This window comes from Oerskovia sp. 140933 (genome assembly GCF_059651515.1).
Map to the genome: position 1 here is coordinate 81,682 of NZ_JAMXIO010000006.1, position 22,806 is coordinate 104,487.

A 22,806-nucleotide genomic window follows, 5' to 3' on the forward strand; every position below is an offset into this window, starting at 1 on the left:
CTGGTTCACTTGATGGCCCCCGCTGCGAGTCCGGAGCGCCAGAAGCGCTGGAGGGAGAGGAACGCGACGATGAGCGGGACGACCGCCACGAACGCGCCGATGATGACCATGTGCCGCTCGATCTGGCCGGCCTGGACCAGGGCGTTCCAGCTCACCAGCCCGACCGTGACGGGGCGTAGGTTCTCGGAGATGAGGACCTGCGAGGGGAGCAGGAAGTTGTTCCAGATCTCGACGAACTGGAACAGGAAGATGGTGACGAGCGCGGGGGCCATCATCTTGAGGCTGACCCCGAAGAAGATCCGGCCCTCGTTCGCGCCGTCGAGGCGGGCGGCCTCGATGACCTCGTCGGGCACCGAGCTCGCGGCGAAGACGCGCCCGAGGTAGACGCCGAACGGGCTGACGATGCTGGGCAGGAGCACCGCGAGGTACGTGTTGACGATGCCGGTCTCGGAGAACATGAGGAACAGCGGCAGCGTGAACAGGACCTTGGGGATGAGGACCGCGCCCAGGACCACGCCGAACAGCACGCCCTTGCCGCGGAACTCGTACTTGGCCAGGGCGTAGCCCGTCGCGACCGCGATGAGCGTCCCGAGGCCGGCGCCGACGATCGAGTAGAGCGCCGAGTTGGCCATCCAGACGGCGAAGATGCCGTCCTTGTACGCGAAGAGGTCACCGATGTTGCCGAACAGGTCGAAGTTCGAGAACCACAGGGGGCTGCCGGCGAAGGTGTAGCCGGCGTCCTTGGTGGCGGCGACGAACAGCCACCACAGGGGGAACAGGAAGTACACGGCGGTCAGTGCGAGGACCGCGGTGACCGCGATGCGGCTCGTCGCCGTGGTCTCGATCGAGTCGCCGCGCAGGCCGCCCGCCGGCCCCTTCCCGGCGCCCCTCGTCCCGGCGGCCGCCTTCCGGGCGGAGCGCTTCCGGGCGGCCCCCTTCCTGGCGGAGCGGTCATGGCGCGGGCGGTCGCCCGGGGTCTCGGCCACGACGGGCGTTCTGCTCGTGGTCACGAGGACCTCCTGGACGTCAGACGGAAGAAGAGGACGGAGAGGACGGCCACGCCGACGGCGAGGAGCACCGACTGGGCCGCCGCGTACGGGTAGTTGGCGGCCTGGAGCGAGGCCTGCGCGGCCATGATCGGCGTGTAGCTCGCGTCGATCGCCCCGGTGCTCTGCTTGAGCACGAACGGCTCGTTGTAGAGCTGGGCCGAGCCGATGATGGAGAAGATCGTGGTGAGCAGGATCGCGGGCCGCACGAGCGGGACCTTGATGCTCCACGCGGTGCGCCACGGCGAGGCGCCGTCGAGCTTGGCGGCCTCGAGCACGTCCCCCGGGACCCCCTGCAGGGCGGCGTAGATGATGATCATGTTGTAGCCGGTCCAGCCCCAGGTCACGACGTTCGCGACGGCCCACAGGGCGAGGTCCTGGCTGAGGAAGTTGGCCTCGATCCCGAGCCACCCGAGGAGCTGCCCCATCGGGCCGTTGGTGGGCGAGTAGAGGAACGACCACATGAGCGCCGAGACGACGGTCGGCACGGCGTAGGGCGCGAAGCTCGACAGGCGGAAGAAGCCCTTGGCGCGCGCCGAGGCCGAGTCGATGAGGAGCGCGATCCCGAGCGCGAGAGCCAGCATGACGGGCACCTGCACCACGCCGAACAGGAGCACGCGGCCGATCGAGCTGATGAACTTCTCGTCACCCAGCGCGTACGCGTAGTTGAACAGGGGGTCGAAGATCTCCTGCGTCCCGCCCAGGCCGAGCGCGTCGCGCTGGATCCGGAAGAGGCTCTTGTAGACCGCGAAGAGGATCGGCGCGATGTACATGGCCACGAACAGCAGGACGAACGGTCCGACGAACCAGATCGCGTAGCGACCGGTCCGGCTGCGCCGCCTCTGGGGCGGCGTGCTCGCCGCGCGCTTCGTCTCCACCGGCGGCGGTGCCGCCGACGTCAGGCTCGTGGTCATGGGAGTTCCTCAGGGGGATGCGTCGTGGTGCCCGACGACGTCACGCGCCCAGGTGCACCGGTGCTCGGGGGTGCGTGGCGTCGTCGGGCCTTCTGCTGCTGTGCTGCTCGGGTGTTGCTCGGGTGCTGCTCGGGTGCTGCCCGGGTGCTGCCCGGGTGCTGCCCGGTGCGACCCGGCCGTCGAGGCCGGGACGCACCGTTCGTGCGGGTCGTGCGGGGCCGTCAGGTCACTCGTTGACGGCGATGCCCTGCTGCGTGAGCTCGGACTCGGTCGCCTCGCGGGCGCCCGTGAGCGCGGTCGCGACGGTCGCGCCGCCCTCCTTGGCGTTGGCCTGCTTCATGCCCGTGGCGAGCGTGCCGACCAGCGTCGAGACGCCGGGGCCCCAGGCCCAGTCCTCGTTGACCTGTCCCGAGGCGGTCTTGAAGACGTCGGCGACGACCTGGCCGCCGAAGTAGTCGTCACCCGAGGTGAGGAGGTCGGACTCGAGGCCCGCGAGCGAGGCCGGGTAGACACCGCCGCCCTCGATGAGCGCGTCGACCGACTCCGGGTCCGTGCTGAGCCAGTTGGCCACGGTCCACGCGGCCTCGGGGTCGTCGCAGCCCTTGAGGACCGCCGAGAGGCTGCCACCCACGTTGCCGGTCTTGGCGTCCCCGGCCTCCCACTGCGGGAGCTCGGCCACGGCCCAGTCGCCGGCCGAGGCCGCCGCGGAGTCCTTGAGGATGCCGGAGAACCAGGCCGCGCCCACGATCGTGGCGATCGAGCCGTCGCCGAGGCCCGCGGACCACTCGTCGCTCCAGATGCCCGCTCCGATCAGGTCGGCGTCGATCAGGCCCTGCCAGTAGTCGGCCACGTCGAGGTTCTCGGGCGAGTCGGGCGTGATGGACCAGGCACCGTCCTTGATCTCGTACCAGGGGGCGCCGGCCTGCCACGCGAAGCCCGAGTAGTCGTAGTCCTCGTAGGTCCCCGTGAGCTTGACGCCCGCGGCCTTGAGCTGCTCGCCCGCAGCCTGGTACTCGTCCCACGTGGTCGGCACGGCCACGCCGTTCGCCTCGAAGACGGTCTTGTTGTAGAAGAGCACCATGGGGCCCTGGTCCTGCGGGGCTCCGTAGACCTTGTCGCCCACCGTGACGCCGGCCCAGCCCGCGGGGGCGTAGAGGCCCTTGTCGGCCGAGGCGAACTCGGTCACGTCCACGACGTTGCCCTCGGCGACGAAGCTGGGGAGGGTCTCGTAGCCCACCTGGGCGAGGCACGGGGCGTTGCCCGCGGTGATCGAGTTGCGGACCTTGTCGTAGCCGCCCTTGTTGCCCGGCTCGATCTGCGTGTACTTGATCTGGATGTCGTCGTGCGAGGCGTTGAACGCCTTGGCCGCCTCGTCGTACCCGGCGGCCCAGGTCCAGACCTCGACCTCCTTGACCTTGCCGTCTCCCTCGGATGAGCCGCCGCCGGACGTCGAGCCGGACGCGCAGCCGGTCAGGCCGCCCACCGTGAGGGTGAGGATCGACGCGACCCCGGCTGCCTTGATGATCGATGACTTCATGACTCTCCTTCTGACCACACTGTGCTGAGGATGGAGCGGCGACGGCGCCGCGGTCTGCGTGGGGCACACTCTGGCACAGGGTTGATATGGATCACAACCCTTGCAACACGTGGATGCTCGGTCTGCGTGATTCCGTCACTTCTCGCTGCGCGATCTGACTGTTATGGTCAACATATGTAACAGTTGGATGACGGCGACGTGGAGCCCGGAAGGCCCTGCGGTGTTGGCGTCCACTACGCTGCGGTGCACATCCGTGGCAGCGCACACCGAGGTGCCCGACGCTCCGCGACCGGCCCTCACGCCCGAAGGAGAGCACGTGGAACCACCGTCACGGTCCGAGGGGGCCGAGCGGTCCGAGCCGGCGCCGAGCACCACCACGGCCGCTCCCCCGCGAGGCCGCGGACCCGCGATGGCCGACGTCGCGCGCGTCGCCGGAGTCTCCGCCCAGACCGTCTCGCGCGTCCTGTCGGGGCACCCCAACGTCAACGAGACCACCCGCAACCGGGTCCGCGCCGCGGTCGAGCAGACCGGGTACCGCCGCAACAGCCTCGCCCGGGCGCTCGTGACCGGACGCAGCAGGACCATCGGGGTCATCACGCACGAGACGGACTTCTACTCGGGCAGCGCCATGATGCTCGGGATGCAGCGCGCGGCACGCGACGGCGGCTACTTCGTGAGCACCGCCAGCACCGCGTCGCTCTCCCCCGCCTCGATCGCCCAGGCCGTCGACCGGCTCCTGGACCAGGGTGTCGACGGCCTGGTCATCGCCGTGCCCGTGCGTGACGACGACTCGCTGGGCGATCTCATCCACGGCACCCCGACCGTCGTCGTGGACGGCATGCAGTCGTCGGCGACCGAGGTCGTCGCGGTGGACCAGGTCGCCGCGGGGCGCGCCGCGACCGAGCACCTCCTGGAGCTGGGCCACGAGACCGTGTGGCACCTCGCTGGCCCCCCGTCGTGGAACGACGCGAACGGCCGCACGGCCGGGTGGCAGGCGGCGCTGCACGACGCCGGGCGCACCGAGCCGCCCGTGCTCTACGGCGACTGGAGCCCCGAGTCGGGCTACCGCAACGGCCTGGTCCTGGGCCGTCTGCCCGAGGTCACCGCGGTGTTCGTCGCGAGCGACGAGATGGCGTTCGGGCTGATCCGCGGCCTGACCGAGATGGGCCGCCGGGTGCCCGAGGACGTGTCGGTCGTGGGTATGGACGACATCGCGCTCGCGGCGTACTGCTCCCCCCCGCTCACCACGGTCCGCCAGCCGTTCCACCTGACCGGTCGCCTCGCGGTCGAGCACGTGATCGCGCTCATCGCGGACCCGACGACCGTGCACGAGCCCGAGGTCGTGCTGCCCGAGCTCGCGGTGCGCCTCAGCACGGCACCGCCGCGCTGAGTCTCGGGGAGCCGGCGGGGCCGCGGGCTCCCTGCGTCGGCGGAGCGGACGCCCCCGGACGCGCCGAAGGCGACCCGTCGCGTGAGCACCCCCCTGCGGGGCTCGCGCCACGGGCCGCCTCCGACCCTCACGCCCGTCACGACCCCCATCGACGACCGAGCGTTCACCGAAGCAGAGGGGGGTGGTGCAGGACTGATACACCACCAGGACGTGACTCGTGTCACATTCTGCCGTCGGGTCGCCGTCGGTGCACGCGAACGGCCCGTGCGGAGCCCTCGAGAGGCACCGCACGGGCCGTCCCGGCGTCGCGCCGGCAGGCGCTCCGCCGCGTCGTCAGACCGGGTTCGGACCCGGATCAGACCTGGTCGTGGCGGCGACGACGCACGATCAGCACCGCGACGACCACGGCGGCCGCGGCGAGCACGCCGATCCCGACGAGCAGCGGCGCGATCGAGCGCCCCTCGTCGGTGTCCTCGTCGGTCACCACGTCGGTCGCCGTCGTCTCGTCGCCCTCGTCCGTGCTGCCCGACGGCGTCGCGGACACGGTCTCCTCGGTCGCCGGTGTCTCGACGACCTCGGGGGCCGCGGCGACCGCGAACGAGAACGTGCCCTCGATGGGGTGCCCGTCCGAGGACACGACGCGCCACGCGACCGTGTAGGTGTCACCGGTCAGCTCGGCGGGCCACGGGAACGTCGCGGAGGTCCCCTCGATCGTGGGGGCGCCCTGCGCGACGACGGTCCCGGCCGTGTCGGTCACGACGACCTGCGGCTCGACCGCGAGGGGCTCGGTGCTGAACGTCATGGTCAGGGCCGCAGGGGCCGCGTCGAGCTGGGCACCGTCGGCCGGGTCCGAGCTGAGGATGCGGTCGTGCGCCTGGGCCGGGACGGCGCCGACGACGCCGAGCAGCAGGGTCGCCGCGAGCGTGGCCAGGGCCGCGAGCGTGGCGACGAGGAGCCGGACGGGTCCTGCGGGGGCGGACGGGCGGGCGAGGGCCACCGCGCGGGGGCGCGGGGTCGGCTGCGCCTCGGTCCGACGGGCGGGGCCCGTGCGGACGTCCTGGTGGGAGGGGAAGGAGTGGTCGGTCTGCGAAGACATGATCTGGCTCTCGATGAGGCGCGGCGTGGGCTCGCGCAAGGGGTACCCGGTGGCGACCGGCCTCGTCGATGGCCCGCGCGCGAGCGCGGACAGGGTCAGGAAGGGAGGGCGACGGGCCGGGCGGGCACGGGCGGCCCACGCGTCGTCGGGATCCGCAGGTGGACGGTCGCGGCACGGGACGGCGCCGCGAGCGGAGCCGGGAGCCGGTGCACGACCGGCAGCGCAGGAAGAAGGTCGGCCAGGGCGCCACGCGGTGCGAGCCACGCCAGCAGCAGGCCCAGCGCACGCTCGCCGTGCGCGACGACCAGGGCCACGGCCAGGGTCGCGAGCACGTGCGCCAGGACCATCCACACCCCGGTGGTGGCGTCGTGCGGGAGGTGCGCGACGCCGTCGGGCAGGGGCGCGACCGTCACGCACGACGCGACCCGCCCCGGCTCGGCGTGCCCCGCATGACCCCCCGTGACCGGGGAGCACGCGACGCCCGCGGAGAACCCCAGGCCGTGGTGCAGCGCGACCTGCCCCGTGCCGAGCACCGCGACGAGGCGCGGGAACGTGAGGCGGAAGCGGGCCGCGAACGTCGCGCCGGCCATCGTGAACGAGGCCAGGGCGACGAGGATCAGCGGGTGCGGGAGCGTGCCGCCCGCGGCGCGGTGCGCGAGCGACGCCAGGGCGAGCACCAGTGCCGCGACGAGGCCAGCGCGCGCGACACGCAGCGGACCGGCGACCTGGGTGAGCACGGGGACCACCCTAGCGGGACATGACGCGGCGTCGGATCCGGCCTCCGGGACCCGGCGGACGGGCCCGCGAACGCGCTCGGACGACCGCCCCGGCCACGAGTCCCCAGAAGGCCGTCCAGCACACGCCGACGACGAGGACGGTGCGCGCCTCGTCGACGGCGTTCCCCCTCAGGGCCTGCTCGAGGTCCGCCACCTCCATCGCGACCGGCGGCTCCCCCAGGGACGCCACCACCTCGAACTCGCCGTCGTACGCACTGTCCGCGGGCGCGTCGTGCCAGCCGCGCCCGAGGCCCGTGGTGTCGACGTCGACGGACCGCAGCCGGGTGACGACCCCCGCCCCCTCGCCCGGGATCTCGACCACGGCCTCGGCGCGGTCGAGCATCGTCGTGCCCCTGCCGCCCGGTTCGACGCGTATGCGCGCGTCGTGCGCCGTCGCGGAGGACCCGGTGGCCGAGAGCTCACGGGCCAGCCCCAGGTCACGCACGGTCGAGCTCAGCCCCACACCCCCGACCACGCCGACGAGCACCCCGATCCCCAGTGCCGTCCGCAGCCAGGTGTCCAGCCAGCGGGCGCGGCGTCGTCGACGCCGCTCGGGGGGTGACGCACGGTGCGCGGCGCGGCTCATGTCGCCCCCTGATGATCGTCGTGCCCGGTCGGGGAGAGGATAGAGCGCATGACCACACGCAACAGCATCGCCATCACGAACGGCTACGTCGTCCCCGTCGCCTCCGCACCCCTGGAGAACGCGACCGTCCTCGTCGAGGACGGTGTCATCACGGCCGTCGGCCAGGACGTCGTCGTGCCCGACGGCGTCCGCACGATCGACGCCGGGGGGCGCTGGGTCCTGCCCGGGTTCGTCGAGTCGCACGGCCACATGGGCGTCATGGAGGAGGCCGAGGGCTGGGCCGGCAACGACACCAACGAGATGACCGACCCCAACGGCGCCGCGCTGCGCGCCCTGGACGCCATCAACATCGAGGACGAGGGCTTCCGTGACGCGCTCGTGGGCGGCGTGACGTCGGCCGTCATCAAGCCCGGCTCGGGCAACCCGATCGGCGGCCAGACCGTCGCGATCAAGACCTGGGGCGGGCGGACCGTCGACGAGCAGGTCATCCGCGAGGCCGTGTCGGTGAAGTCGGCGCTGGGCGAGAACCCCAAGCGCGTCTACGGCGACCAGAAGAAGCTCCCCTCGACGCGCCTGGGCGTCGCGAACGTCATCCGCACGGCGTTCGTCGACGCCCAGAACTACGTCGCCAAGCGCGACGCGGCGCAGGCCAAGGGCGAGCCGTTCGAGCGCGACCTCGCCAAGGAGACGCTGGGCCGCGTGCTCGCGGGCGAGCTCTACTGGGACCAGCACACGCACCGCGCCGACGACATCGCGACCGCGCTGCGTCTCGCCGACGAGTTCGGCTACCGGCTCGTCATCAACCACGGGACCGACGGCGCCGCGGTCGCCGACGTCCTCGCCGAGCGTGACGTGCCCGTCATCTTCGGCCCGCTGTTCACGTCGCGCTCCAAGATCGAGCTCCGCAACCGCGACATCGCGAGCCTGGGCGCTCTCGCGCGGGCCGGGGTGCGCGTCGCGATCACGACCGACCACCCCGTGGTGCCCATCAACTTCCTGGTGCACCAGGCGTCGCTCGCCGTGAAGGAGGGGCTGGACCGCGACGTCGCGATCCAGGCGCTCACGACCAACCCTGCCGCGTTCCTGGGGCTCGACGACCGCGTCGGCTCGCTGCGCCCCGGGCTCGACGGCGACGTCGTGATCTGGTCCGGTGACCCGCTCGACGTGACGTCGCGCGCCGAGAACGTGTTCGTGACCGGGACCGAGGTCTACACGTGGGACCGTGCGGCGGCCGGTGGGCGCGGAGCGGGCCGGGTCGTCGAGCGCGGGGAGCGCTTCGCGGGCTGACCTCCCGGACGTCGGGCGGGCCGGTACCCGGTCGCCGAGCGTGCAGTCCGGGTCGTTCCCCGTGCCTGGGGGACGACCCGGACTGCACGCTCGGCGTCGAGCCGGAGAGCCGTCAGTGGTGGAAGCCCTTGCTCACGGCCTCGACCGGCATGGGTGACTCGAGCGCGTCGAGGAACGCGACCTCGGTCCGGATGTCGCCGAGCAGGCTGGCCGCGAGATCCCGGCTCAGACCGTTGCGGACGACGATGCGCTGGACCGTCAGGTCCTCGAGGTCCACGGGCATGGGGTAGGACGGCAGGAGCCACCCCTTGGTCCGCAGCCGCTCGGACAGGTGGTAGAGCGTCCACTTGTCGGTGTAGCCCTTCGTGAGGCTCCACGCGAAGACCGGGATGTCGCTCCCGTCGTTCCACAGGTCGAACTGCGGCATCTTCGCGATCTCGCCCGAGAGGTACAGCGCGACGTCCTGCGACGCCTTCTGCACCTTGTAGTAGCCGTCGTGGCCGAGGCGCAGGAACAGGTAGTACTGGAGCAGCACCTGCGAGCCCGGCCGGGAGAAGTTGAGCGCGAACGTCGGCATGTCGCCGCCCAGGTAGCTCACGGAGAACACGAGGTCCTCCGGTAGCACGCCCTCGTCCCGCCAGACGACCCACCCGAGCCCGGGGTACACGAGCCCGTACTTGTGGGCCGAGGTGTTGATCGACGCCACCCGGTCCACCCGGAAGTCCCACACGAGGTCCGGCTGGAGGAAGGGCGCGATCATGGCGCCCGACGCGCCGTCGACGTGGATGGGGATGTCGAGCCCCGTGGCTGCCTGGATGCGGTCGAGCGCCGCTGCGATCTCCGTGACCGGCTCGTAGGCCCCGGTGTACGTGACCCCGAGGATCGCGACCACGCCGATCGTGTTCTCGTCCACGTACTTCTCGAGCTCGAACCCGTCGAGCACCTTGTGCTCGAGCGAGATGGGGACGTAGCGGGCCTCGACGTCCCAGTAGTTGCAGAACTTCTCCCAGCAGACCTGGACGGCGCTCGACAGGACCAGGTTGGGCTTCTCGGTCGGCTTCCCCGCGGCCCGGCGCGCGTGCTGCCAGCGGCGCTTGAGCGCGAGCCCGCCCAGCATGGCGGCCTCGGACGACCCGATGGTCGACGTCCCGATCGTCCTCGCCGGGTCCGGCGCGTTCCACAGGTCGCCGAGGATCTTCCAGCACCGGGTCTCGATCGCCGCCGTGGCCGGGTACTCGTCCTTGTCGATCATGTTCTTGTCGGCGGTCTCCGCGTTGAGACGCTGCGCGTAGGGATCCATCCACGTCCCGACGAACGTCGCGAGGTTGAGCCGTGCGTTGCCGTCGAGCATCGCCTCGTCGTGGACGATCTGGTCGGCCGTCTCGGGGAAGGACTCCCCCGGCGGCAGGACGTTGCGCGGAAGCTCGGTCGCCTCCCCCGGTCGGGAGAACAACGGGTTCATGGCGACGACGTCGCGCTCCTCGGACTCTGCACCACGGTTCGATCCGGACATGTTCGTTCCTCTGGCAGGACGGGGGCGGGTCGGTCGGCACGCCCACCGGGCGGACCGACGCCGTCGTGCCGCCGGACCCAGCCCGCTCCTTCCACGGTAGGTGGGAGGTCCGGCGTGCGCTCGGTGGCCCTCCGAGGAGGATAAGCGACACGTGTTGCCTAACTTCTGGCACGAGCGTACTGTCGAAGTGTCACTTCGTTCCGCCGCCCGGAGAGGCGGCCGCAGCACCCACCACGCACCAGAAAAGGCGACATGGACCCCCGTACCGAGCGCACCAGCTCAGCACTCCGCGCAGCCGTCCTCGAGCTCGCCGCCCAGCAGGACATCGACGAGCTCACGGTCTCGCAGGTCTCCGCCCACGCCGGGATCAACCGTGCGACCTTCTACGACCACGCGAGCAGCCCCGCCGACCTCCTCACGAGCATCCTGCGCACCGAGCTCGACGAGATCCGGGACGACTTCTACACCGCGGCCCAGGGCCTCCCGCCCGGACCCGCGACCGGGCCCGACGCCCCCCCGAGGACCGACCCCCGCCAGCTCGTCGACACCATCACCCAGGCGCTCGTCGGCCACGTCGACGCACACACGGCGATCTACGAGCGCGCACTCCAGGGCGGCCTCAGCGCCCCCCTGTTCCGCCTCCTCGCCGAGCACTTCTCCGAGACCCTGCGCGCCTTCCTCCTGGAGCGCCCGCACCTCATGCCGCTGCCCTGCGACGCCGAGCAGACGGACGTCGAGCAGGCCGCCCGCGCGTACGCCTGCTACGTCGCGCTCGGCTCGGTCGGCGCCCTCGAGGCGTGGCTCGCCACCCCCGCCCCCCGCGACCCGGGGTTCTTCCCCCGGATCACCCGCACGTCGCTCGCCCCCTGGTGGACCGCGCCGAACTGACCCGGCGCACCCACCGCCCAGGCGGGCGGCACCACCCACCGCACGCTCCGCCGTCGGGCACCCCACGAGGGTTCCCCGACCCCGGGCACACCGAAAGGAGGCCCCACCATGGGCCGTGTCTTCAACAAGGTCGCCATCGTCACCGGAGGAACCGGAGGCATGGGTGTGACCCACGCCAAGGCGCTCGTCGCCGAGGGCGGCAAGGTCGTCATCGCCGACCTCGACGACGCCAAGGGCGAGGCGCTCGCCGCCGAGCTCGGCGAGAACGCCGCCTACGTCCACCTCGACGTGACCAAGGAGGAGGACTGGGCCGCGGCCGTCGCCTTCACGCTCGAGACGTTCGGGCGCATCGACGTCCTCGTGAACAACGCGGGCATCGCGAACGCCGCCGGCATCACCGAGTTCACGCCCGAGATGTGGCGCAAGATCATCGACATCAACCTCACGGGCACGTTCCTGGGGATCCACGCCGTCTCGCCGATCATGGCGAAGGCCGGACGCGGGTCGATCATCAACATCTCGTCGGTCGAGGGCATGCGCGGCAGCGCGGGCCTGCACGGCTACGTCGCGTCGAAGTTCGGTGTCCGCGGGCTCACCAAGTCCGTCGCCCTGGACCTCGGACCGTCGGGCGTGCGCGTCAACTCGGTCCACCCGGGCTTCATCAAGACGCCCATGACCGCCACGATCAGCTCGGACGACCTCCACATCCCGCTGGGCCGCGCCGCCGAGCCCGAGGAGGTCTCGCAGCTCGTGCTGTTCCTCGCGAGCGACGAGTCGAGCTACTCGACCGGCTCCGAGTTCATCGTCGACGGTGGGCTCATCGCGGGCGTGCCCCACAAGTAGGGCGTCCGCGACACGGTGCCGAGGCGGACCCACCGGTCCGCCTCGGCCCGTCTACCGCGCGGCCGACGCGCACACGATGCACCGCCGCGCCGTCGGGCGCGCCTCGAGCCGCCCCTCCCCGACGGGCCGCCCGCACGTCTCGCACGTCCCGTACGTCCCGGCGTCGAGCCGCGCGAGCGCGGCGTCGGCCTCTGCCGCCTGCTGCGCCGCGAGCCGTTGCAGCGCCGCGACCTGCGCGCGCTCGAACGCGATCGTCGCGCCGTCGGGGTCGTGCTCGTCGTCGGCGTTCGAGTCCTTGGAGGCCTCGACGATCCCGGCGACCTCGCCGCGCAGCGCCTCCTGGCGGGCCAGGGCCTCGTCCCGCAGTGCCAGCAACCGCGCCCGCACGACGGCGTCGCCCACCCCGGGAGCGCCCGTCACGACGGCCCCGGGGCAGGGTCGGGCACCGCGGCGGCGGCCGCGCGCCCGAACCGGGCCAGGCAGTGCCACACGCGCTTGAGCGCCTGGGGGTCGATGCCCGGTGCGCCTCGCCGACGCCCGAGGACCGCGGGCGTGAGGACCCCGTCCTCCGCGACCCGGGCCGCCAGCCCGACGACGTCGGCACCCCGGTAGTCGGCGTGCCGGGCGATCGTGTCGACGTCGACCACGTACCCCGGGTGCCACTCGACCGCCAGGTCGGTCCCCCGCAGCGCCTCGCCGAGCACCTCCCGGTAGGACGGGTCGAGCACGAGGGCCTCGACGTCACCCGGGACGGCGACCCCTCCGTGCACGTGCGCCTCGACGTAGCGGTCCAGCGGGTCGCTCCCCGGCCTCGCCCGGAGCAGCTCGACGAGTCCCATCCGCTGCGCCACGCCGAACGCCTCGGGCTCGAGGACGCTGTCCGGGTAGGCGAACGTCGCACGGTCCAGGGTCTGGCGGCGCAGGCGGAACCACGCCGACCCGAACCGGGGGGCGGGCCCGTACGGGTCGTCGTCGAGCGTCAGGGCCCCGTAGACGGGACGCTCGCGCACCGGGACGTCGTCGTACAGCCCGCCGAAGATGCGCTGCTCCCAGCGCCACCGGTCGCCGCGGCTCGCCGCGGTGAGACCGCCGTTGCTCGTCCCGGTCGCGAACTGCGAGAGGTACGCGCCGTCGTCGAGGATGCGCCCGAGGGTCGGCTCGCCCCGCAGGTCGGCGTCGGGGTGGAAGTGCAGCGCGATCCGGGCACCCTCGTGGACGGGCGGCCCGTCGAGCGCGCGGGCGGCCACGTGCTCGAGGGCTGCACGGGGGTCCATCCCTCGATTGCACCACGGGGTGGTCGGGCCGCCTCCCGCACGGCGCGCCACGGACCTCACGTCGGGTGGCCCGGGGAGGCGGTCAGCGCCGCCAGAACAGGTGGTGCACCACCCCGCTCGGGCTCGGGACGACGTCCAGGTGGAACCGGTCGAGCAGCTCGTCGGGCGACTCCCACAGACGGACGCCCGAGCCGAGCTCGAGCGGTGAGACCGCGACGTGCAGGGTGTCGATCAGGTCCGCGTCGAGGAACTGTCGGATCGTGGTGGCCCCGCCGCCGATCCGGACGTCGCGGCCCTGCGCGGCGTCCAGGGCGAGGTCCAGGACCGAGGCGGGGTCGCCGTCGACGAAGTGGAACGTGGTGTCCGACAGCGTGAACGACGGGCGGACGTGATGGGTCATGACGAAGACCGGGGTGCGGAACGGCGGCTCGTCTCCCCACCAGCCCTGCCACTCGTGGTCCTGCCACGGCCCGCGCTGCGGGCCGAACTTGTTGCGCCCCATGATCTCCGCACCGATGCCGTGCGGGTAGTCGCGCGTCAGGTAGTCGTCGAGCCCCCGGCTGCCGCCGGGAGCGGTGCGCATGGGCCAGCTCGCGGTGGCCCCCGCCCAGGCGAACAGCCGTTGCGGGTCGACGTGGCCGAACGGTCTGTCGAGGGTCTGGTCCTCGCCCGCTCCGATCCCGTCGCTCGAGACGTTGAAGTTCTGCACCTTCACGAGCTGGGTCATGTCGTCGTCCTCCTGCATCGGCGGCGTCGTCGGTGTCACGCGGTGTCACGCGGTGTCGTCGGGGCTGGGACCTGCGCGGGGACCGAAACTCATCGCTGCGTGACGTCCGACACGCCGGGCGCTGCTCCTCGGGTGGCCTGGCTGCCCGACGGCGCCCCGCACCTCCGCGCCCGGCCCGCCCGCCCGTGGACGGGGGGCGCGCGCGGCGGACCGAGGTCTGACGTCGGGTGACGGACGGGGCGTTTCGCGCGGGGTGGCGCGGCTCGCGGCCGCTGCGCGCCCCGCCCCTCGTCCTCCTGGCCCGGGCCGTCGCGGACCTCGTCCGCGGAGGCGTCCGCGCCCCGCGAGGGTTCCGGGGAGCGGTCCACGGGCGACGACCGGCCCAGGTCACGGTCCGACGACGCGCATGACAGGACTCGCCCGGGATGGAAGAGTGGAAAGCCGGTTTCGCGTGAACCGCACATCTTCCCCCCAGCGCCCCCGCATCTCGAAGAGGTAGACCCATGAGCACCGCGATCTTCTACGACCGTCACGGCGGGGTCGACGTCCTGCGTGCCGGCGACGAGCCCGTCCCGGCCCCCGGCGAGGGCGAGCTCGTCGTCGCGAACCGTGCGGTCGGGGTCAACCCGGCCGACGTGAAGAAGCTGGCCGGTCGGTTCGGCGGAGACGACGAGCTCCCGCAGGTGCTCGGGTTCGAGGCGGCGGGGGTCGTGGAGGCCGTCGGCGAGGGCGTCGACGGGTTCTCGGTGGGCGACGAGGTCGTGTGGAGCGGCACCGGCGCGCAGCGCGAGCGGTCGCTCGTCAAGGCCGCCAAGGCACGGCTCAAGCCCGCGAACGTGCCGTTCGACCAGGCTGCGGTGCTGCCCGTCGCGGCGTCCGCAGCGTTCTCGGCACTGGTCCAGGCCGGGGTCGGCGCCCAGGACGTGGTGCTGGTCCACGGCGCGTCGGGCGGCGTCGGGTCGGCCGCGGTGCAGATCGCGAGGGCGCTCGGTGCGCGCGTCGTCGGGACGGCGTCCGAGCGCAACCTGGACTACGTGCGGGACCTGGGCGCGACGCCCGTGGCCTACGGCCCCGGGCTCGTGGACGCGGTCCGTGCGCTGGCGGACGGGCTCGCGGACGTGACGGCCGTCGTCGACACGGTCGGGTCGGCGGAGACCGTCGGCCAGACGGTCGAGCTGCTGGGCGCCGTCGGGCTCGAGCGCGACGGCACGCCGCGCGCCGTGACCCTGGTCGAGTCCGAGGAGTCGCTCGCGGCCGGGATCGCGAGCAAGGTGTCCCAGAAGGGCGCGCTCGCCGAGGTGCTCGCGCTCGCCGAGGCCGGGCTCCTCACGGCGGAGATCTCGGCGCGCTTCCCGCTGGCCGAGGCCGCGCAGGCGGTCGAGCTGGTCGCGGGCGGGCACGTGCGCGGCAAGGTCGTCCTGGAGGTCTGACCCGCCCGTGCGGGTGCGCGTGGGCGGGGCGTGGTTCGCTGGGTGTCATGCCGCCCCGCCCCGCCCTGCCCGACGCCGCCGCCCACCTCGTCGAGGTGCGTCGCCTCGCGCTCGCGTTCCCGGGGACCGAGGAACGGGTCTCGCACGGCCGCGTGACGTTCCGCGCCCGGCTGCTCTTCGCGGTCTTCAGCGGCATGACCAAGGCGGCGCCCGGGACACCCCTGAGGCAGTACCCCGACTCGGTGCTCGTCAAGGTGGACCCGGCGGAGCTCACGGCGCTGTCCCAGGACCCGCGGTTCTACCTGCCGGCGTACTACGGCCCGGCGGGCTGGCTCGGGCTCGACCTCGCGGCGGCGCCGGTCGACTGGCAGGAGGTGGCCGAGCTGCTCGACATGTCCTACCGCGAGGTGGCCGGTACCCGGCTCGTGGCCAGGCTCGACGCCGAGGGCTCGCCCGCGGAACGTCTCCCCGGACGCTGAGCGCGGAGCACGTGTCGTCGAGGCGATCGACGACACGTGCTCCGCACTCGGCGGGAGGGGCGGGGACGGTGGGTCAGCGCGCCCCGACCAGCTCCTCGTCCGCGCTCGGGGCCGACGGCTCGTCCGCCCCGGTCTCGTCGGCCGACTCGTCCTCGTCGTCCGTGAACAGGTCCTCGACGTTGACGCCCTCGTACTGCTCGAGGTCGAGCAGACCCTCGCGCTTGGCCACGACGGTCGGCACGAGCACCTGGCCCGCGACGTTGACCGCCGTGCGGCCCATGTCGAGGATCGGGTCGATCGCGAGCAGCAGGCCCACGCCCGCGAGGGGCAGGCCCAGCGTCGAGAGCGTGAGCGTCAGCATCACGATCGCGCCGGTCAGGCCCGCGGTCGCCGCGGATCCCACGACGGACACGAACGCGATGAGCAGGTAGTCCGTGAAGGACAGGTCGATCCCGAAGAGCTGGGCGATGAAGATCGCGGAGATCGCCGGGTAGATCGAGGCGCAACCGTCCATCTTGGTCGTCGCGGCGAGCGGCACCGCGAACGACGCGTACTCGCGCGGGACGCCCAGGTTCCGCTCGGTCACGCGCTGCGTGACGGGCAGGGTGCCGATCGAGGAGCGGGAGACGAACGCGAGCTGGATCGCGGGCCAGGCGCCCTTGAAGTAGCTCGTGATCTTCAGGCCGTTGGTCCGCAGGATCACGGGGTAGACGACGAACAGCACGAGCGCGAGGCCGATGTAGATCGCGGCGGCGAACGTCGCGAGCGGCGACAGGAGGTCCCAGCCGTAGGTCGCGACCGCGTACCCGATGAGGCCCAGGGTGCCCAGCGGCGCGAGGCGGATGATCCACCACAGGACGGTCTGGATGATCGAGAGCGCCGAGCGGTTGAACGCGAGGAACGGGTCGGCCTTCTTGCCCGACCTGAGCGCCGCGATGCCGACGACCAGCGCGACGACGACGATCTGCAGCACGTTGAACGAGATCGAGGTCGTGGCGCCCGTGACCGCGCCCTCTGCCGACTCGAGGCGGGTGCCCGCGCCGATGCCCAGGAAGTTGCTCGGGATGAACCCGTTGAGGAAGTCGAGCCACGAGCCCGACCGGCCGGGCTCGCTGCCGTCCGCGGTGGACAGCGTCGTGTTGGCGCCCGGCTGGAGCACGAGGCCCAGGCCGATCCCGATCACGACGGAGATCAGTGCCGTGATGGCGAACCACAGGATCGTCTGGCCCGCGAGACGCGCCGCGTTGGTGACGTTCCGCAGGTTCGCGATCGACGCGACGATCGCGGTGAACACGAGCGGCGGCACGATCGCCTTGAGCAGCGTCACGAACGACGAGCCGATCGTGTCGAGCGTCGTGGTCAGCCAGTTCGGGACCTCGTCGGGGGTGCCCGCGCCGGACGCGGGGCCCATCGACAGGGCGACCCAGCCGAGCAGGACGCCCAGGCCGAGGGCGACGAGGATCTGGACGGTGAAGGACGGGGCCTTGAGCCGGCGCCTGGTCTTCGGGGTCGGGGTCTCCGGCGCGGTGGTGGCCGCGGACTGCGAGGAGGAGGTGGGCACGGTTCTGCTTTCTCGTCGTGGGCACGTGGGGTGCCCAGGGATCGCGAGGGTCGCGAGGGGGAGGGAGCGCAGTCGTCCCGGCCCGGAGGGAGGGGCCCGACGCCGGAGCGCGCCGCCCGCGGGCGGCGCACCTGGGTCACGGCGCACGATGGCACGCCCCGCGGTGCGGGGGCGCGGCGGTGTGCCGACGTCAGGGGGTGGGGAGGACTGCTGGTGCGGGCCCGGGGGCCCGGCGTCTCAGTGGGTCAACAACAGAGCGCGCTGGCGACTCGTCGCAGATCGACGTCACGGCGCGCGGTGAAGGACCACCGGTTCAGCAAGGATTCGACTCCCGTTCGGGCCGGCCCGAGGACCGGCGGTGCAGGCGATCGTCGCCCACGGCTACCGATGGTAGCCGAGGAAGGAACGTCGTCGGGCACGCGGTCTATTCCCCGGCGCCCTGCCCGACGGCTCTTCTGCCGGGGCCCGCGCCGCGCCTCCTGTCAGGGAGCGTCGATGCGCAGCCGTGCGAGGTCCTCGGGGACCGGGGACCGGCCGGGGCCTCCGGCCCGGACCCAGCGGTGGAGCGAGGCGCTCGGCGCGTCGCCGGCCAACCGCTCGAACCAGACGGGTGCGTGCTCGGTACGGGCGGCCGGGGCGGGTCGAACGACGACCACGTCACCACGTTCGCACGCGTCGAGGCAGTCGACGAGTGTCAGTGCGGCGTCGCCGGTCGCGGCGACGGCCTCCACGCGGGCGAGCTGTCCGCCGGGGCGGGGGTCGGACGCGCCGAGGGTCTCGCCCGCGCACAGCCGGCACACCGTCAGGCCGGGGACGGTCCGCCGGGTGCGTCGGGTCGCCCGCTCCTCGCGGGCCGTCACGTCGCTCATGTCCTGGTTCCTCCACCTCGGCACGGATACCCCCACGAGGTATCCAGTGCGTCAGCCTAGCGCCCTCACCCGTCCACCCCGGCGTCGGGGGCGTCGAGGAACGCCTTCATGAGCGGCCCGGCCGTGCCGGACCCGCTGTCGCCCGTCTCGACGAACACCGCGACCGCCAGGTCTCCCTGGATCGCGATCATCCACGCGTGCGCCAGGCTGCCGTCGCCGTACTGGGCGGTGCCGGTCTTCGCCCCCACCTCGCCGGGCAGGTCGAGGAGCAGCCGGGCGCTGCCGTCCGTGACGACCGAGCGCATGAGGCTGCGCAGCGTCCCGGCCTCCTCGGGCGTGAGCCCCGACGGCGCCGGGGCCTCGGCCGCGGCGGGCGTGACCTCGGGGCGGACCAGGACGGGCGAGACCCGCGAGCCCTGGGCCACGCTCGCCGCGAGCGTGGCCATGCCGAGCGGCGAGGCCTCGACCTTGCCCTGGCCGATCATCGACGCGGCGTGCTCGGTGCCCTCGGCCGAGGCCGGGACGGACCCGAAGTAGCCGGGCGCCCCGAGGGCCGACTCGACGCCCAGCCCGAGGTCCGCCGCGGCGTCGTGCAGCGCCTGCTGCGAGACGGCCTCGCGCTGCGCGATCATCGCGGTGTTGCACGAGTTGGCGAAGGCGGTCCGGAACGGCACCTCGCCGATCGCGGCCTGCGGGAACCCGGGGACGTTCTGGAACTCACGGCCGTCGACCGTGATGGTCGGCGTGCAGGACACGACCGTCTCCGGGGTCACGCCGGCGCGGAGCATCGCGAGCGTCGACGCGACCTTGAACGTGGACCCCGGGGCGTACTTCCCGGTCGTGGCGGTCGACGTCCCGTCGCCCCCGGGGCCGCTCGCGGCGGCGAGCACGTCCCCGGTGGAGGGCTGGACCGCGACGATCGCGCTCGCCGACGGGACGCCGGCCAGCACGGCCTCGGCGGCGACCTGCATGTCGGTGCGCAGGGCCGTGGCGAGCGGTACGCCCGCGACGGGCTCGACCGCGAAGACGTCGGTCACGTCCTCGACCGGGTCGGGAGCACCGTCGAGGTCCAGGTCCTGCCCGGTGTCCTCCCCCGCGCTGCCGTCGGCGACGACGCTGATCGTGATCCCGGGCGTCCCGCGGAGCTGGACGTCGTACTGGCGCTGGAGCCCCGAGAGGCCGATCGTGTCCCCTGCGACGACCTGACCGCCGGACTCCTCGACGGCCTCGGCCGTCGCGTCGCCCACGCGCCCGAGGATGGGCCGGGCGAACGTGCGCGTCGGGGCGAGGTCGAGCTCGCCGTCGACGACCGACACGCCGTCGATCGCCCGGACGGCCGCGAGGTCGATGCCCGCGGTGTCGTCGGCGCGGACCACGATCGCCTCGACGAACGCCTTGTCCCCCGCTCCCGCGACCTTCTGCGCGTACGCCTCGACGTCGATCCCGACGGCGGTCCCCACGGCCCGCGCGACGGCGTCCTGCCGTGCGGGGTCGAGGTTCATCTTGTCGACGCCGATCCGGTGCACGGGGCGCGGCTCGACGATGGGGGCGCCGTCCGCACCGAGGATCTGCGCGCGCTCGGCGCGGACGCGCGTGACGGCCAGCCGGTCGCCGTCCCGGAGGTCCGGCAGGAGCACGTCCGGCTCCCACACGACGGCCCACTCCTGGGGTCCGTCGCCGTCCTGCGGGTCCTGGAGCACCAGGTCGACGGACGTCTCGTATTCCCACGGCGTGGTGTCGGTGACGTCCCAGGTGTAGGCGAGGGTCGCCGTCGCACGCCTGCCCTCGTCGTCGCCCTCGGTCGCGACCTCGACCCCTTCGAGCGTGACGGTGTGGTCGATCGCGGCGAGGGGCTCGAGCACCGCGTCCCGGTGGGCGGGGACGTCGATGTTCGCCTGCGAGAAGGCGACCCCGCCGAAGTCGCCGTCGGCGATCGCGGCCGCGAGCTCCTTGGCGGCCGCCTCGGGGCCGGGAGCCTCCTCGGTGCACGCCGTCAGGGTGAGGGCGAGCACCACCAGCGAGGTCGGTGCGGCCGCGAGCGCCCGCCGTGAACGCGTCGGGCGTCCGGGACGTCGCGCCCCGACGCGCCTGCCGACCTGTTGCGTGCGACCCACGTGCTTCCCCCTCGGTGCCCTGCGGCAGACGGTCCGCCGACGGCCGGCGGAAGAGTTGACCCGGGCATCCTCGCCCGCCTGCGAGGCTAGCCCACGCCCGTGCGGGAGCGCGGCCACGGCTCGCGCATCTCCTCCGGACCGGCACACGTTCTCCGCCGGCGCGACCGACGGCGCGACCGGCGGCCGGACCTCCGCCGCGCCGGAACGTGTCGGCCTTCCTAGAGTGGAGGGGCACCGCAGGAGGCGCCCATGCCGACCATCCGCACGGACCGAGGGCTCGACCGCCTCGTCAACTTCACCGACGCCGCGGTCGCGATCGCGATCGCGATCACGCTGCTCGTGCTGCCGTTGGTCGACCTCGTCACGGACGGGGAGGACCGCTCGGTCGCGTCCTTGTTCACGGACAGCGCCGGGACGTTCCTCGCGTTCGCGATCAGCTTCGTCGTGATCGCGAACTTCTGGGTGGGGCACCACCGGGTCTTCGAGCACCTGCGGGACTACTCGACCGCGATCCTCTGGGCCAACTTCCTGTGGCTCGCGAGCATCGTCCTCATCCCGTTCACGACCCAGCTCCTGGCCGACGAGGGCACCGACGACCCCGCGGTCAACGCCCTGTACATCGCCGTGATGATCGTGACGACCGGCAGCCTGGCGCTCGTCGAGTGGCTCGCGGTCCGCGACCCCGAGCTCCAGCGGGCCGAGGTCCGCGGCACGCTCGAGGTCCGGGGGGCGCTCGTCGCGATGCTCCTGCTGCTCCTGATCCTGGTGCTCGCGGTGGTCACGCCGGGGGTCGGGATGTTCTGGCTCTTCCTGCTCTTCCTGTCCGGCCCCTGACCCGGCTCGCCGGGCGCCGCCGACGCCCGCACGAGCCGGACGGCGACGGCGGCGCCGACGAGGGCGGGTGAGGGGCGAGGGGTACGTGGGGGTGCGGGCGCGAGGCGCCGTCAGCCGTCCTGGGCCGCGGGGGCCGACCGTGCGGCCTCGCCCATGCGACGGACGGCCTCCGTCAGGATCTCCTGGCTGGTCGCCAGGTTCAGGCGCACGTGCCCGTCGCCGCCGGGCCCGAAGTGCCGGCCGTCGTTGAGGGCGACCTTGGCCCGGTCGAGGAAGAACCGGTAGGGGTCGTCCGCGACGGAGGACGCGTCGAGCCAGGCGAGGTAGGTGCCCGGCGCGGGCTGGTAGCGGACCTGCGGCAGGTGCTCCTCGAGGAGGTCTGCCAGCAGCAGCTTGTTGCGACGGACACCGCGCAGGACCGCGTCGAGCCAGGTCACCCCCTGCGTGAACGCGGCGGCGTGGGCGATCACGGAGACGTGACCGACGCCGTGGACCACTTCCTCGGGGATGCGTCGCAGGTCGTCGGCCGCCTCGGGACCGCCCACGGCGACGGCGGCCTTGAGGCCCGCGAGGTTCCACGCCTTGGAGGCGGAGAGGACCGCGATGGCGTCCTCGGCCCCTGCCACGGTCACGATGGGCGTGTACGCGACGCCGGGCGCCGTGAGGGGCGCGTGGATCTCGTCGGACACGATGCGCACGCCGTGGCGGCGCGCGAGCGCCGCGAGCCCCTCGAGCTCCTCGCGCGTGTGGACCGTGCCGGTCGGGTTGTGCGGGTTGCACAGCAGGTACACCGCGCGGCGACCGCTGCCCGGGCCGCTCCCGTTGAGCCGGGCGCCGGTCGCGTCGGCGAACGCCGCGTCGAGCGCGTCGAGGTCGAGGCGGAGGTCGGCCGTGAGCGGCGCGGTGACGATGCGACGCCCCTCGTTCTGCGTGAACCCGAAGAAGGGCGGGTAGACGGGAGTGCTGACCACGACCGCGTCGCCCGGCCCCGTGAGCACCTTGAGGATCTCCATGAGCCCGAGCATCACGTCGGGCACCATGCGCGTGGCGGCCGGGTCGAACGCCCAGTCCCAGCGTCGCTTCGCGAACGCGGCGAGCGCCTCGGCGTAGGTGTCGCCGTAGTCGTACCCGGTGTCCCCCGACCGCATCGCCTCGGTCACGGCCTCGACCACGGGCGGCGCGAGCTCGACGTCCATCTCGGCCACCCACAGGGGGAGCACGTCGGGCGCGTAGGCGCGCCACTTGAGGCTGGTCCGACGGCGGAGCGCGTCCGGGGTGAGGGCGTCGAGGGGGTTGTCGGTCGCGAAGGGGGAGGTCGTCACGGGATCGAGCCTACGACGCGAGCGTCGTGGCGGCCGGTGCCGGGCGGTCCCGCCGTGCTGACCGCCCGCCCGAGGGCCTCGCCGGTGACCGGTCGGACCGCTAGGTTGTCCGGATGGAACTCGTGTCGGGTCTGATCTTCTTGTACTACACCGTGGTCGCCGCCGTGGCCGTCCTCGTGATCTGGGCGCTGGTGCTCACGATCCGGCTCCTGCGGAGCGTGCTCGCCGAGCGTGGTGCCCGCGAGGTGGCGGCCCGCGCGTCGGCGCCGGCCCGCGGCCCGCTCGACGAGCAGCCGCTCGACCGGTAGGGCTCCGGACCC

Annotated in this window: 22 protein-coding genes; 8 read left to right on the forward strand and 14 right to left on the reverse strand. The window is 73.0% G+C overall.

All coding sequences use genetic code 11. The features are described from left to right. Positions 1-5: 5 nt before the first annotated feature. From NHG27_RS05240 to NHG27_RS05250, 3 genes are all read right to left on the reverse strand, one after another. Positions 6-1,010: a carbohydrate ABC transporter permease gene (locus NHG27_RS05240; protein ID WP_497014987.1), complete on the reverse strand. Its 1,005-nt coding sequence runs from the start codon at positions 1,008-1,010 to the stop codon at positions 6-8. Next, entirely contained in the window at positions 1,007-1,960 is a 954-nt protein-coding gene (locus tag NHG27_RS05245; protein WP_193719122.1) for a carbohydrate ABC transporter permease, read from the reverse strand. Before NHG27_RS05245 ends, NHG27_RS05240 begins: the two co-directional genes overlap by 4 nt. 226 nt (positions 1,961-2,186) lie before the next feature. Beyond that, positions 2,187-3,497, reverse strand: a complete 1,311-nt coding sequence (locus NHG27_RS05250; RefSeq protein ID WP_497014988.1) for an ABC transporter substrate-binding protein — start codon at positions 3,495-3,497, stop codon at positions 2,187-2,189. A gap of 316 nt (positions 3,498-3,813) precedes the next feature. Here NHG27_RS05250 and NHG27_RS05255 point away from each other — a divergent pair, with 316 nt between their 5' ends. Then, positions 3,814-4,887 (forward strand): LacI family DNA-binding transcriptional regulator, encoded by a 1,074-nt coding sequence (locus NHG27_RS05255; RefSeq protein ID WP_321575301.1) that lies wholly within the window; start codon positions 3,814-3,816, stop codon positions 4,885-4,887. Between the two features lie 355 nt (positions 4,888-5,242). Here the strand turns inward: NHG27_RS05255 and NHG27_RS05260 are convergent, their stop codons facing one another. The 3 genes from NHG27_RS05260 to NHG27_RS05270 form a co-directional block, all read right to left on the reverse strand. Next, positions 5,243-5,983, reverse strand: a complete 741-nt coding sequence (locus tag NHG27_RS05260; RefSeq protein WP_497014989.1) for a copper resistance CopC family protein — start codon at positions 5,981-5,983, stop codon at positions 5,243-5,245. 95 nt (positions 5,984-6,078) lie between these two features. After that, on the reverse strand, positions 6,079-6,720 hold the full coding sequence (locus NHG27_RS05265; RefSeq protein WP_497014990.1) for a hypothetical protein: 642 nt from the start codon (positions 6,718-6,720) through the stop codon (positions 6,079-6,081). A gap of 10 nt (positions 6,721-6,730) precedes the next feature. Then, the gene (locus NHG27_RS05270) at positions 6,731-7,345 is read right to left on the reverse strand and encodes a hypothetical protein (RefSeq protein ID WP_497014991.1); all 615 of its coding nucleotides are present in this window, start codon (positions 7,343-7,345) and stop codon (positions 6,731-6,733) included. Positions 7,346-7,393: 48 nt separating this feature from the next. On the opposite strand from NHG27_RS05270, the gene NHG27_RS05275 reads away from it, so the two are divergent. Next, positions 7,394-8,632, forward strand: coding sequence for an amidohydrolase (locus NHG27_RS05275; RefSeq protein ID WP_497014992.1), 1,239 nt, complete (start codon positions 7,394-7,396; stop codon positions 8,630-8,632). Positions 8,633-8,744: 112 nt separating this feature from the next. Here the strand turns inward: NHG27_RS05275 and gad are convergent, their stop codons facing one another. Next, on the reverse strand, positions 8,745-10,145 hold the full coding sequence (gene gad, locus NHG27_RS05280; protein ID WP_497014993.1) for a glutamate decarboxylase: 1,401 nt from the start codon (positions 10,143-10,145) through the stop codon (positions 8,745-8,747). Between the two features lie 252 nt (positions 10,146-10,397). Here gad and NHG27_RS05285 point away from each other — a divergent pair, with 252 nt between their 5' ends. Both NHG27_RS05285 and NHG27_RS05290 read left to right on the forward strand, forming a co-directional pair. Beyond that, complete coding sequence (locus tag NHG27_RS05285; protein ID WP_193719127.1) at positions 10,398-11,033, forward strand: TetR/AcrR family transcriptional regulator; 636 nt, start codon at positions 10,398-10,400, stop codon at positions 11,031-11,033. A gap of 108 nt (positions 11,034-11,141) precedes the next feature. Further along, positions 11,142-11,876 carry a glucose 1-dehydrogenase gene (locus NHG27_RS05290; RefSeq protein WP_193719128.1) on the forward strand — a complete coding sequence of 245 codons (735 nt, stop codon included), beginning with the start codon at positions 11,142-11,144 and terminating at the stop codon, positions 11,874-11,876. A gap of 51 nt (positions 11,877-11,927) precedes the next feature. Here the strand turns inward: NHG27_RS05290 and NHG27_RS05295 are convergent, their stop codons facing one another. The 3 genes from NHG27_RS05295 to NHG27_RS05305 all read right to left on the reverse strand — a co-directional run bounded on the left by NHG27_RS05295 (position 11,928) and on the right by NHG27_RS05305 (position 13,877). Then, a complete protein-coding gene (locus NHG27_RS05295) occupies positions 11,928-12,296 on the reverse strand; it encodes a TraR/DksA family transcriptional regulator (protein ID WP_497014994.1) in 369 nt (122 codons plus the stop codon). Continuing rightward, the gene (locus NHG27_RS05300) at positions 12,293-13,150 is read right to left on the reverse strand and encodes a DUF3626 domain-containing protein (protein WP_497014995.1); all 858 of its coding nucleotides are present in this window, start codon (positions 13,148-13,150) and stop codon (positions 12,293-12,295) included. The genes NHG27_RS05295 and NHG27_RS05300 overlap by 4 nt, the downstream gene beginning before the upstream one ends. Positions 13,151-13,232: 82 nt before the next feature. Continuing rightward, entirely contained in the window at positions 13,233-13,877 is a 645-nt protein-coding gene (locus tag NHG27_RS05305) for a dihydrofolate reductase family protein (protein ID WP_193719130.1), read from the reverse strand. A gap of 503 nt (positions 13,878-14,380) precedes the next feature. Here NHG27_RS05305 and NHG27_RS05310 point away from each other — a divergent pair. Further along, complete coding sequence (locus tag NHG27_RS05310) at positions 14,381-15,307, forward strand: quinone oxidoreductase family protein (protein ID WP_193719131.1); 927 nt, start codon at positions 14,381-14,383, stop codon at positions 15,305-15,307. A gap of 47 nt (positions 15,308-15,354) precedes the next feature. Then, positions 15,355-15,786: an MmcQ/YjbR family DNA-binding protein gene (locus NHG27_RS05315; protein WP_497014996.1), complete on the forward strand. Its 432-nt coding sequence runs from the start codon at positions 15,355-15,357 to the stop codon at positions 15,784-15,786. A 73-nt stretch (positions 15,787-15,859) separates the two neighbouring features. Here the strand turns inward: NHG27_RS05315 and NHG27_RS05320 are convergent, their stop codons facing one another. The 3 genes from NHG27_RS05320 to NHG27_RS05330 form a co-directional block, all read right to left on the reverse strand. Next, the gene (locus NHG27_RS05320) at positions 15,860-17,347 is read right to left on the reverse strand and encodes a dicarboxylate/amino acid:cation symporter (protein ID WP_497014997.1); all 1,488 of its coding nucleotides are present in this window, start codon (positions 17,345-17,347) and stop codon (positions 15,860-15,862) included. A gap of 482 nt (positions 17,348-17,829) precedes the next feature. Then, positions 17,830-18,216 (reverse strand): hypothetical protein, encoded by a 387-nt coding sequence (locus NHG27_RS05325; protein ID WP_497014998.1) that lies wholly within the window; start codon positions 18,214-18,216, stop codon positions 17,830-17,832. Between the two features lie 65 nt (positions 18,217-18,281). Then, complete coding sequence (locus tag NHG27_RS05330) at positions 18,282-20,330, reverse strand: penicillin-binding transpeptidase domain-containing protein (RefSeq protein WP_497014999.1); 2,049 nt, start codon at positions 20,328-20,330, stop codon at positions 18,282-18,284. Between the two features lie 249 nt (positions 20,331-20,579). On the opposite strand from NHG27_RS05330, the gene NHG27_RS05335 reads away from it, so the two are divergent. After that, complete coding sequence (locus tag NHG27_RS05335; RefSeq protein ID WP_497015000.1) at positions 20,580-21,164, forward strand: TMEM175 family protein; 585 nt, start codon at positions 20,580-20,582, stop codon at positions 21,162-21,164. Positions 21,165-21,274: 110 nt separating this feature from the next. On the opposite strand, the gene NHG27_RS05340 is transcribed toward NHG27_RS05335, so the two are convergent. Next, positions 21,275-22,486 carry a MalY/PatB family protein gene (locus NHG27_RS05340; RefSeq protein ID WP_497015001.1) on the reverse strand — a complete coding sequence of 404 codons (1,212 nt, stop codon included), beginning with the start codon at positions 22,484-22,486 and terminating at the stop codon, positions 21,275-21,277. Positions 22,487-22,599: 113 nt separating this feature from the next. Between NHG27_RS05340 and NHG27_RS05345 the strand changes: the two genes are divergently transcribed. Then, a complete protein-coding gene (locus NHG27_RS05345; protein WP_497015002.1) occupies positions 22,600-22,794 on the forward strand; it encodes a hypothetical protein in 195 nt (64 codons plus the stop codon). Positions 22,795-22,806 lie beyond the last annotated feature (12 nt).